This is a genomic window from Halorubrum sp. SD683 (genome assembly GCF_002135045.1).
GTDB lineage: Archaea > Halobacteriota > Halobacteria > Halobacteriales > Haloferacaceae > Halorubrum > Halorubrum ezzemoulense.
Map to the genome: position 1 here is coordinate 20,612 of NZ_NEWJ01000031.1, position 9,696 is coordinate 30,307.

The following is a 9,696-nucleotide window of genomic DNA, read 5'->3' on the forward strand; positions in this document are numbered from 1 at the left end:
AGAGAAACGCACCGCGAGCGGACTCAGCGAACCGAATCGAGTAGGAGGCGCTGTTCGGTCCGCTTCACCTCGTGTTGGACGTCGCGGACCGCGTCGATGTTCGCCGAGATCGAGGAGACCCCCTTCTCGACGAGGAACTCGACCATCTCGGGCTTCGAGCCGGCCTGCCCGCAGATGCTCGTGTCGACGCCGAGCTCGCGGCACGTCTCGATGGTGTCGCCGATGAGCCGCAACACGGCGGGGTGGAGCTCGTCGAACCGGTCGGCGACGTGCTCGTTGTTGCGGTCGACCGCGAGCGTGTACTGGGTGAGGTCGTTGGTCCCGAAGGAGGCGAAGTCGATGCCCGCCTCGGCGAGCTCCTCGATCTGGAGCGCGCTGGCGGGCGTCTCGATCATCACGCCCCAGCGGTGCGTCTCGGGGTCGATCCCGGCCTCGCGCATGTGCCGCGCGATCCCCTCCACGTCGGCGGCGTCGTTGACCAGGGGGAACATCACCTCCAAGTTGTCGTACCCCATGTCGTAGAGGCGCGCGAACGCGGCCAGCTCCTGCCGGAACGGCTCGGGCTTGTCGAGGCTCCGGCGGATCCCGCGCCAGCCGAGCATCGGGTTGTGCTCGGCCGGCTCGCCCTCGCCGCCCTCCAGCTCGCGGAACTCGTCGGTCGGCGCGTCGATGGTCCGGACGCGGACCGGTCGCGGGTAGAACTCGTCGGCGACGCGCCGGACGCCCTCGATCAGCTCGTCCTGATAGGCGCGGGCGCCGTGGTCGGCGATGTACGTCTCGGGCGTCTTCCCGAGCGACAGCACCATATGTTCGATCCGGAGCAGGCCGACGCCGTCGGCGCCCGTCGCCGCCGCGCGCTCGGCCGCCTCCGGGATCGAGACGTTCACCTTCACCTCCGTCGCCGTCATCGGCTTGACGGGGGTCTCGGGGCGCGCGGCCTCGACCGGCTCGAACTCCTCGCCCGGCTCGGCCGACTCGTCCTCGCCGGCCCGGAGCGTCCCCTTGTCACCGTCGAGCGTGACCTGTTGGCCGTCTTCGAGGACGCGGGTCCCGTTGCCCGTCCCGACGACCGCGGGGACGCCGAGCTCGCGGGAGATGATCGCCGCGTGGCTCGTCATCCCTCCCTCGTCGGTGACGATGCCGGCGGCGCGCTTCATCGCCGGCACCATGTCGGGCATCGTCATCTCCGTCACCATCACGTCCCCCTCCTGTACCTGATCGAGGTGGTCGAGCTTGTGGACGAGCCGGACGGCCCCGGAGACCACGCCCGGGCTGGCGCCGAGCCCGTCGACGAGCACGTCCGCGTCGTCGTCGCCGCCCCGCGCAGTCGTCGCGCCCTCGCCGTCGGCGGCCGCCGCGTCGGCGCCGCTCGCTCCGCCCTCGTCGCCGGCGTCCTCTCGGATCGTCGTGATCGGGCGCGACTGGAGCATGTATATCTCGCCGCCGTAGATCGCCCACTCGACGTCCTGCGGGGCGCCGTAGTGGTCCTCCACGCGCTCGCCGAGCTCGACGAGGTCGCCGATCTCCCCGTCCGAGAGGACCCGCTCGCTCCGCCGGTCCTCGTCGACGTCGAGCTGGACCGTCTCGCCGGTGTCGGGGTCTTTCACCATCTCGACTTTCTTGTCCGCGACGGTGACCTCGTCGACCGCGCCGCGCTCGCGGTCGTACACGTAGTTGTCGGGCGAGACGGTTCCGGAGACGACCGCCTCGCCGAGCCCCCACGCCGCCTCGATGGTGACCTGCGGGTCGCCCGTCGAGGGGTGGCTGGTGAACATCACGCCGGACTTCTCGGCGTCGACCATCCGCTGGACGACGACCGCGATGTCGACGTCCGCGTGTGGGAACCCGCGCTGCTGCCGGTAGTAGATCGCGCGCTGGGTGAAAAGCGAGGCCCAACACTCCTTGACGCGCCGGAGGAGGTCGTCCTCGCGGACGTTGAGGAACGTCTCCTGCTGGCCGGCGAACGAGGAGTCGGGGAGGTCCTCGGCGGTCGCGGACGAGCGGACCGCGACGAACGCCTCCTCGCCGTCCTCGCCCATCGCCCGGTACTGTTCCAGTATCTCCTCGCGGACCTCCTCGGGGAACGGGGTGTCGAGGATCAGCCGCTCGGCGGTCGCCTCGGCCTCGCGGAGGGCGGCGGAGTCCTCCGGGTCCACGTCGACCGCGTCGAACAGCTCGTCGTCGATCCCGGCCTCCTCGATGAACGTTCGATACGTGCCCGCGGTGACGGCGAACCCCGGCGGCACCGGGAGCCCCGCACCGATGAGTTCGCCGAGCGACGCGGCCTTCCCGCCGACGGTCCCGACGTCGTCGGCGTCGACGTCCTCCAGCAAGAGTACTGCCATTCGTGTACCCGGAGGATCCGCGAGGCGACCTATGAAGCTTCCGGCATGCGAAACGGTGAATAAAACACAACTCGGGACCGAGTTGTCTCCGACGGCGCAGCATGGGGGATTGTCCCGGACGTGAACCCGCGAACGGGCGACGGGCACCGTGCGGTAGCCCGACCGGAAACAGTTCGTCGACGACTGAACACCGATCGTCCGTCAAAACGAGGGCCGGAGCGTCGGGGACAGCGAACCGGATACCGGTTCGTACAACCTCGTAATCGATGAATCGGTCTATACTTACCTCCCGTTCCGCGTTCGGATCCCGTAACGAGTTACAGGGGCTGTAACAGCATTCCGGACGACTGTCCTCGGCTCGGAGTCCGCGTCGTCAGCTCTCGTCGAGCCGCCGACGCTCGTCGCGCAGCAGCCGCTCCCAGAGCCCGAACAGGGCGCTGTCGAGGTCGTACGCCTCGTCGACGCGCCGGACCCAGCGGTCGTCGGCGAACAGGTGCCGCTGGAACCGACGCACGTCCGGCGAGAGGTGGTCCCGATCGCCGCCGTAGTACGACAGCGACTCCTCGCGGGTCCGCGCGATAAGGTCGGCGGGCACGTCGATGCCGTCCGCGGCCGCGACGTGGACGAACCACTCTAAGTGGAGCAGCGAGTCGGCGAGCAGGAACCGCTCGCGGAAGCCGGAGGCCCGCGACAGCGCCGGCGCGCCGTCGATCCGCACGTCGGCCGGCCGCGAGAACCGCGGCGCGGTCGCGGTCACGGACGCCCGGTCGGCGACCGCGCCGGCGACTCGGCGCAGCCGCCAGTCGCAGTACCGCACCGGCGCGATGAGCGCGAGCTCGTACCACGTCGGCAGCCACTCGCAGTACGGCTCCGAGAACGCCCCGTCCGCGAGCAGCGTCGCCGCGACCGACTGGGCCTCGTCCGGCGTCAGTTCGTCGGGGGCCGTCCGGAGGCGGCGCTCGACTCGGTCGCCGTTGAGGCTGTCGACGCCCGAAAAGCCCATTCCCTCGGCGACGCCGGCCGTGTACGCGCGGCCGGCGGCGTACCAGCTCGCGAAGTCGGCGGTCGTCGTCAGCCGCAGCAGTCGGAGGACCGTGATACTGACATGACGGGCCGGGCCGGAATAACCGTTCGGTCAGCGGTCGACCGCGCCCCCACTCACCGCACCGTCCCCGGCCGCCGCGTCGGCGTCGTCCCCGTCCGGTTCGGCCGATCCGTCGAGCGCGTCGTCGAGCCCCCACTCGGCCGCGCGGTCGCGGGCCTCGGCTCGCGCCTGCTCGCGGATCGCATCGATCCGGTCGTCGTCCGCGAGGAAGGCGGCGACGGCGTCGTCCTCGTCGTCGCCGTCGCGCAGTCGCTCTCCGGGCGCCGCGTCGCGGGTCCGCTCGGCGAGGGCGGCGTCGTCGGCCAGCTCGGTCGCGGCCGCGTCGGGCGCGACCCGCAGCGACTCCTCCTCGTGGGCCGCCGCCAGTCCGCTCCGGTCGACGGCGTACAGCTCGACGCGGTATGGGCCGGGGACCGCGAGCTCCGCGAGCGCGTCCGGCCCGCCGCTGTCCGTCACCGTGTTGTACGCCAGCACGGGCACGCCGTCCTCGAAGGTGAGGACGCCGCGTGCCTTGCCCGAGAGCAGCAGCGTCTCCTGCGGGACGAGCGTCGCGTAGCCGGTCAGCCCGCGGTCGAGCGCGCGCGACAGCGTCGTTCCCACGTCGGAGACTACCCGCGAGCGCAGGAGCGTCCCCCGCGGGACGGTGAGGGTCGGCGACGCCGACCCGTCGCCCTCCGAGCTTCCGCTCATGGCGTGTCGGGCACGACCGCGCTGCGGAACCGGTCGGCGACCGCGTCGCCGTCGCCGTCGCGCACGTCGAGCCGGTTGGCGGCCCGCCGGTAGCGCGCGGCGGCCTCGCTCTCCGGCGCGTGCGCGATCAGCGGCTCGCCGGCCCGGCGCGCCGCGCGGACCGCGTCGCTCTCGGGGACGTTCGCGAGGACGGGGCCGCCGAAGTGGCGCTCCGCCTGCGCGGCGACGTCGTCGGCCCCGCCTCTGACCTTGTTGAACAGGACGCCGGCCGTCTCCGTGCCGTACGAGCGCGCGTACTCCTGGACCTTCAGGCCGTCAGAGAGCGCGGGGATCGTCGGCTCGACGACGACGACGACGCGGTCCGCGAGGACGACCGGCAGCACGGCGGACTTCGAACCCAGCGCGGCGGGCGAGTCGAGCAGGAGCACGTCGGTGTCGCGCGCGAGCTCGGCCACCACGTCGCGGAGCCGCTCCGGCTCCGCGGCCTCGAAGCCCGCGAGCGAGGTGCCACAGGGGACGACCGAGAGTCCGAACCGCTCGTAGGTCGCCTCGTTCACGTCCGTCGCGGTGCCCTCGACGAGGAGGTCGTGAAGGGTAACCGCCGCGTCGTCGAGCCCGGCGTGAAAGAGGAGGTTCGCCATGCCGGTGTCGGCGTCCACGACGGTCACGTCGTGGTCGGCCGCGAGCGCCATCCCGAGCGCGAGCGTGCTCGTCGTCTTCCCCGTGCCGCCCTTCCCGCTGGCGACCGCGAACGCCTCGACCATACGCCCGGTCGCCCGGCGGTCCGAATAAATCCTCTTCATCGCGCTCGCCCGCTTCGCTCCTCGGCCGTGTCGGCGGCAGCGCTTTTGATCCCGCGGCGCGATGGGAGCACCATGGCCGAGACGATAGCCGCCGACGAGTTCCGCGACAGGATCGACGAGCGACGGCGCGGCGAGCGCTCGTTCGCCGTGGTCGACACGCGACCCGAGGAGAGCTTCGCGGGGTGGCGCGTGGCGGACGCGGTCCACTACTTCTACAAGCCGTTCCACGAGTTCGACGTCGACGACTTCGAACGCGAGACCGGGCTCTCGCCCGACGACAGCGTAATCACGCTGTGCGCGAAGGGGAAGGCCTCCGACGACTTCGCCGACGAGCTCGACGCCGCGGGGTACGAGGACGTGACCGTCGTCGCCGACGGCATGCGCGGCTGGTCCGCGGTGTACGACAGCACCGAGGTCCCGCTCGGCGACCGGCCCGACGCGGCCCCGCCGCTCGACCTCGTCCAGGTCCAGCGCCGCGCGAAGGGGTGTCTGGGCTACCTCGTGGTCGGCGGTCGCGAGCCGGGCGACGCGGACCACGTTCCCGCCGACCGATCCGACGCCCGGGACGGCCCCGACCGCGTCGCCGTCGCTATCGACGTCTCCAGACACGGCGACGAGTGGGTCGAGGCGGCCGCCGAACGCGGCGCGTCGATCGCGGCCGTCGTCGACACGCACGTTCACGCGGACCACCTCTCGGGCGGCCGGGCGCTCGCTGACGACCTCGGTGTCCCGTACTACCTGCCCGCCGCGGCCGCTGCCCGCGACGTGGCCTCCGAGTTCGAGCCGATCGAACGCAACGAGACGCTGGACGCCGGCGGCGTCGACCTGAAGGCGCTCGCGACGCCCGGGCACACCGACGACGGCGCGAGCTACCTCGTCGGCGACGCGGCGGTGCTCACGGGCGACACGCTGTTCACCGACAGCGTCGGCCGGACGGAGCTCCAGTTCTCGGCGGACGACGGCGGCGAGGGCGGCGCGGACGGTGGAGGCGTCTCGGACGGGGGTGCCGCGGGCGCGGCCCGTCGGCTGTACGACTCGCTCCACGGGACGCTGCTCGCGCAGCCGGACGGCGTCGTCGTCTGCCCGGGCCACTTCGCCGTCGCGAACGACGGCTCGACCGGGGAGATCGAGCCCGGCGAGCCCGTCTTCACGACGGTCGGCGCCGCGCGCGGCGAGATCGACGTCCTCGGCCTCGACGCGGACGACTTCGTCGAACGGATCACGCGGACGCTGCCGGAGAAGCCGCCGAACTACGAGTCGGTGATCGCGGCCAACCGCGGGGTCGAGTCGCCGGCGGACGAGACCGCCGCGATCGAACTCGAACTCGGTCCGAACCGCTGCGCCGCCGAGCCGGACGCCGGCTCCCCCGCGGACGACGACTGACGCGTCGCGCCGGACCGCTCACTCGTCGTGGATGAAGACGAGCCGCTTCGACTCCGTGTTGACGAGACAGAGGTCGATCCCGTCGCGGGTGGCGCCGATCTGCTGCCAGCCGTGGTCGCTGACGAACAGCGTCTGGAAGACGCCGCGGTCGCAGTCCGGGTTCGGACAGCCGACCCCCGCGGCGTTCTTGTAGACGGTGGTCCCGCCGCCCGAACTCTGTCGCACCAGCCCGTCGGTCAGCGACCGGAACTCCTCGGCGGACATCGGACTCTCGGCGTCGTCGTCTCCCATGTCTCTGCGTTCGCGGGCGACCGTCTAAAAACCGCCTGCCCGTGGCAACAGGTGACACAGTGTCGGTCCGAAACGGCCTCCGCGCTCACTCCGCGTCGCCTTTCGCCCGCTCCGCGTGCGCGTCCGCGAACCGCGTCGGCTCGGGGAGCTTGTAGCCCGCGCACAGCGCCGCGACGAGGTCGACGGCGCTCTCCGCGGACACGCGGTGCCCGGGACTGACGTAGAGGGGGTTCACCCGCCTGCTGTTCGGGTACTGGCGTGACTGGAACGCGTGGCCGATCACCGTCCCCGGCTCGGCCGTCGTCACCGCGTCGTCCGCGCGGATCGGCGTCCGCCAGCCCGCGGGGCGCTCGGCCGTCGGCTCGTCCGGCTCGCCGCAGAGGAGGCTCTTCGCGACGCCGATGCTCGGCACGTCGCACAGGACGCCGACGTGCGTCGCGAGCCCCGCCTCCCGGAAGTGGATCCGGCCGGAGCCGTCGCAGACCAGCAGATCGGCCTCGGCGTCGAGCGCGTCGAGCGCGGCCAGTATCGGCTCGCCCTCCCGGAACGCGAGCAGGCCCGGAACGTACGGGATCGACAGCGGCGTGGTCGCGCTCGCGTACTCGACCACGGTCCCGTCGCGGAACGCAACCGCAGCGGAAACGGCGGCGTCGGGACGGTCGCCCGCGCGGTCGGTGCGGAACGCTTGGTCGACGCCGACGACGGTGGGCACACCGGACTCCTCCACCGCGCCGCCGGTACCGGGGAGCGTCTCGTTCGCGACCGCGTCCGGGCGAGCCGGCGGGAGGCCGTCGGCGAGCGAGGCGGCCGACTCGACCGCGACGGCGGCCGGGTCGAGCGCGTGGTCGTCGTCGAACGTCGCGGCCGCCGCGATCTCGCGCTGGAGCGACTCCATCTCCTGCCGCGACAGCGACGGGTCGGGACGGAGATCGGGCCGCGCGAGGTCCATTAGAAGCGTCCGCCCGGACCGCCGGGGCCTCCCGGACCCCCGGGGCCGCGGGCGCCGCCCATCGAGACGCCGCCCATGCCGCCCGCGGAGCGGGCGAGCCCCTCGTTGCGCTTGCCGAACGCGAGCCCGATGGCGAACCCGATCAGGTGCGCGAGGTGCGCGATGCCGCCCACGCCGCCCGTGCCGCTCGTGACCACGAGCAGCGCGGAGACGACCGCGATCCCCCACGTGAGGTACTTGATCTTCATCGGGATGACGAAAAAGAGGAGGACCTGCATGTTCGGCCGCCAGACGGTGAGGACGCCGAGGATCGCGAAGCCGGCGCCGCTGGCGCCGAGGACCCCCGTCGGCGGGGCGTTCGTCGCGATCGCGAAGAGGACGTGGCCGAGACCCGCGGCGATCCCCGCCCCGAAGAAGAACGCCGCGAACCGCTTCGACCCGACGGCGCGCTCGACGAGGGGGCCGAAAAACAGGATGACCACGCTGTTGCCGATGATGTGGAACAGCTGTCCCGGGGCGTGCGAGAACACCGAAGTCACCCACGTCCAGACGTTCGTGACCGCCTCCGACTGGAGCACGAACAGGGTGTTGTGGAGCGATTGGCCGCCGACGAACAGCGCGACCCACTGCGCGACAAACGTGACCCACATCGCCAGCAGGATCGCGTACGTCGCGTTGTTGCGGAAGAAGCTCACGAACCCGCCGGTGCCGGTCTCGCGGTCGACCCGACGCTTGACGCGGTCGACGACTCCGCCTCCGCCGCCCCGCGCGTCGGCGGCGCCGCCCGCGGCCCCGCCCTCGACGCTCTCGTCGAAGCCGCTGTCGAAGACCCCGCCGGGGTCGTCCCACTCGGCGAGGCCCGGACAGTTGTGGTTCTCGGGCAGTCGGTGCTCGGCGCAGAACGTCTGGCCGCACCGCTTACACTGGTACGGGAGGTTCTCGTACTCCCCGCATTCGTCGCACGTCGCCATTGACGACACTTACGCGGGCGGTCGTAAAGCGGTTTGGCTCCGTCCCGGGCGCGTCGGCCGGTCGGCGACGCGGCGAGCCGGGCCTGGCGACCGGATCGACGTGCGCGACGGCGACGCGGTCGCCGCGTTCAGTCCAGTACCCGCCCGGCGACGACCGCGACGGCGACCCCGGCGACCGCCACGCCGACGAGCGTCGGGACGAGTCGGCCGGACCCCCACTCCCACCCGAGGAATCGGGTGCCGACGACCGCGACGAGGGCGATGAGGAGGCCGAACGCGGAGACCACCGACGACTGATCCGATCCGATGAGGGCCATCTCACCGCCGTAGTTCGACGGCGGGCGTGAAAAGTGTCCGCCCCTACGCGCGCCCGGTTTGCTGTCCCTACGCGTCCGGCTCGCCGCCTCTACGCGCCCGGCTCGCCGCCTCGAAGCCTGTCGACGAGGGTTCGGAGCGTCGCGAGCGGGTACTGCCCCGGCGCGGTCGCCTCCGCGGGGTCGACGGGCGCGTAGCCGATCTTCGAGCCGTAGACCGGGGCGACCGCGCGGGTGTGACGCCCCGGCTCGCCCATACACATCGTCGCGACCCGATGGCCAGCGACGGTCGCCTCGTGGGTCGCCTTGAGCGTCGCCAGCGCGTCCGCCGGGGCGGTCGCGGTCGTCGCTAGCTTCCCCACGTCGCCCTCGCTCGCGGCGTCGGCGAGCAGGTCGACCAGCGCGGCCGGCTCGGGCGTCGACTCGAAGTCGTGGACCGACGCGACCACCGCCACCCCCTCCCTTCGGGCCGCGTCACGCAGCGCTGTCGCGTGCGACTCCTCGGCCGGGTCCGGGTGCGTCCCGCGCAGCGCGGCGAGCTCCACGTCGACCGCGGCGACCGCGTCGCGGGCGACCGCGTCGGAGAGCGCGTCGTAGCGCGCGAGCCCGTCGGCCTCGCCGCCCTCCCACGACGCCCGGTTCGTGACGAGCAGGGGGAGCTCGCCGTCGTAGCTCGCCAGCTGGTCGCGCGGGGCGTCCGCGAGGTCCATCCGGAACTCCACCGCGTCGGCGTGGTCGCGGGCCCGCGGCTCCTCGGAGAGGTCGGCCGTGCTCGCCGCGAGGACGAACTCCTCGAACATACGCGGGCGTACCGCGGGCGGGGACTTAGCTGGTCGGGGTAGAAC

At 72.5% G+C, this 9,696-nt stretch carries 10 protein-coding genes; 1 reads left to right on the forward strand and 9 read right to left on the reverse strand.

From position 1 onward, the window contains the following. Positions 1-23: 23 nt before the first annotated feature. The 4 genes from ppsA to B9G49_RS09505 all read right to left on the reverse strand — a co-directional run bounded on the left by ppsA (position 24) and on the right by B9G49_RS09505 (position 4,904). On the reverse strand, positions 24-2,345 hold the full coding sequence (ppsA, locus tag B9G49_RS09490; protein ID WP_086216187.1) for a phosphoenolpyruvate synthase: 2,322 nt from the start codon (positions 2,343-2,345) through the stop codon (positions 24-26). Between the two features lie 373 nt (positions 2,346-2,718). Next, on the reverse strand, positions 2,719-3,348 hold the full coding sequence (locus B9G49_RS09495) for a hypothetical protein (RefSeq protein WP_086216188.1): 630 nt from the start codon (positions 3,346-3,348) through the stop codon (positions 2,719-2,721). A gap of 132 nt (positions 3,349-3,480) precedes the next feature. Continuing rightward, on the reverse strand, positions 3,481-4,140 hold the full coding sequence (locus B9G49_RS09500) for a hypothetical protein (RefSeq protein WP_086216189.1): 660 nt from the start codon (positions 4,138-4,140) through the stop codon (positions 3,481-3,483). Then, positions 4,137-4,904 (reverse strand): AAA family ATPase, encoded by a 768-nt coding sequence (locus tag B9G49_RS09505; protein WP_086216190.1) that lies wholly within the window; start codon positions 4,902-4,904, stop codon positions 4,137-4,139. The genes B9G49_RS09500 and B9G49_RS09505 overlap by 4 nt, the downstream gene beginning before the upstream one ends. 111 nt (positions 4,905-5,015) lie before the next feature. Between B9G49_RS09505 and B9G49_RS09510 the strand changes: the two genes are divergently transcribed. Continuing rightward, complete coding sequence (locus B9G49_RS09510) at positions 5,016-6,326, forward strand: rhodanese-like domain-containing protein (RefSeq protein ID WP_086216191.1); 1,311 nt, start codon at positions 5,016-5,018, stop codon at positions 6,324-6,326. 18 nt (positions 6,327-6,344) lie between these two features. Here the strand turns inward: B9G49_RS09510 and B9G49_RS09515 are convergent, their stop codons facing one another. The 5 genes from B9G49_RS09515 to B9G49_RS09535 all read right to left on the reverse strand — a co-directional run bounded on the left by B9G49_RS09515 (position 6,345) and on the right by B9G49_RS09535 (position 9,651). Further along, positions 6,345-6,617, reverse strand: a complete 273-nt coding sequence (locus B9G49_RS09515) for a hypothetical protein (RefSeq protein ID WP_004596496.1) — start codon at positions 6,615-6,617, stop codon at positions 6,345-6,347. Between the two features lie 85 nt (positions 6,618-6,702). Next, positions 6,703-7,566: an endonuclease V gene (locus B9G49_RS09520; RefSeq protein ID WP_086216192.1), complete on the reverse strand. Its 864-nt coding sequence runs from the start codon at positions 7,564-7,566 to the stop codon at positions 6,703-6,705. Further along, the gene (locus B9G49_RS09525; protein ID WP_049932482.1) at positions 7,566-8,537 is read right to left on the reverse strand and encodes a rhomboid family intramembrane serine protease; all 972 of its coding nucleotides are present in this window, start codon (positions 8,535-8,537) and stop codon (positions 7,566-7,568) included. Before B9G49_RS09525 ends, B9G49_RS09520 begins: the two co-directional genes overlap by 1 nt. A 128-nt stretch (positions 8,538-8,665) precedes the next feature. Continuing rightward, a complete protein-coding gene (locus tag B9G49_RS09530) occupies positions 8,666-8,854 on the reverse strand; it encodes a hypothetical protein (RefSeq protein WP_049932484.1) in 189 nt (62 codons plus the stop codon). An 89-nt stretch (positions 8,855-8,943) separates the two neighbouring features. Then, the gene (locus B9G49_RS09535) at positions 8,944-9,651 is read right to left on the reverse strand and encodes a type I 3-dehydroquinate dehydratase (protein WP_086216193.1); all 708 of its coding nucleotides are present in this window, start codon (positions 9,649-9,651) and stop codon (positions 8,944-8,946) included. Between the last annotated feature and the right edge of the window lie 45 nt (positions 9,652-9,696).

Bases quoted from the DNA above. Each gene is read 5' to 3' on its own strand.
- B9G49_RS09515 (WP_004596496.1), bottom strand. From the start codon at position 6,617: ATGGGAGACGACGACGCCGAGAGTCCGATGTCCGCCGAGGAGTTCCGG.
- B9G49_RS09530 (WP_049932484.1), bottom strand. From the start codon at position 8,854: ATGGCCCTCATCGGATCGGATCAGTCGTCGGTGGTCTCCGCGTTCGGC.
- B9G49_RS09535 (WP_086216193.1), bottom strand. From the start codon at position 9,651: ATGTTCGAGGAGTTCGTCCTCGCGGCGAGCACGGCCGACCTCTCCGAG.
- B9G49_RS09500 (WP_086216189.1), bottom strand. From the start codon at position 4,140: ATGAGCGGAAGCTCGGAGGGCGACGGGTCGGCGTCGCCGACCCTCACC.
- B9G49_RS09525 (WP_049932482.1), bottom strand. From the start codon at position 8,537: ATGGCGACGTGCGACGAATGCGGGGAGTACGAGAACCTCCCGTACCAG.
- B9G49_RS09495 (WP_086216188.1), bottom strand. From the start codon at position 3,348: ATGGGCTTTTCGGGCGTCGACAGCCTCAACGGCGACCGAGTCGAGCGC.
- B9G49_RS09510 (WP_086216191.1), top strand. From the start codon at position 5,016: ATGGCCGAGACGATAGCCGCCGACGAGTTCCGCGACAGGATCGACGAG.
- B9G49_RS09505 (WP_086216190.1), bottom strand. From the start codon at position 4,904: ATGGTCGAGGCGTTCGCGGTCGCCAGCGGGAAGGGCGGCACGGGGAAG.
- ppsA (WP_086216187.1), bottom strand. From the start codon at position 2,345: ATGGCAGTACTCTTGCTGGAGGACGTCGACGCCGACGACGTCGGGACC.
- B9G49_RS09520 (WP_086216192.1), bottom strand. From the start codon at position 7,566: ATGGACCTCGCGCGGCCCGATCTCCGTCCCGACCCGTCGCTGTCGCGG.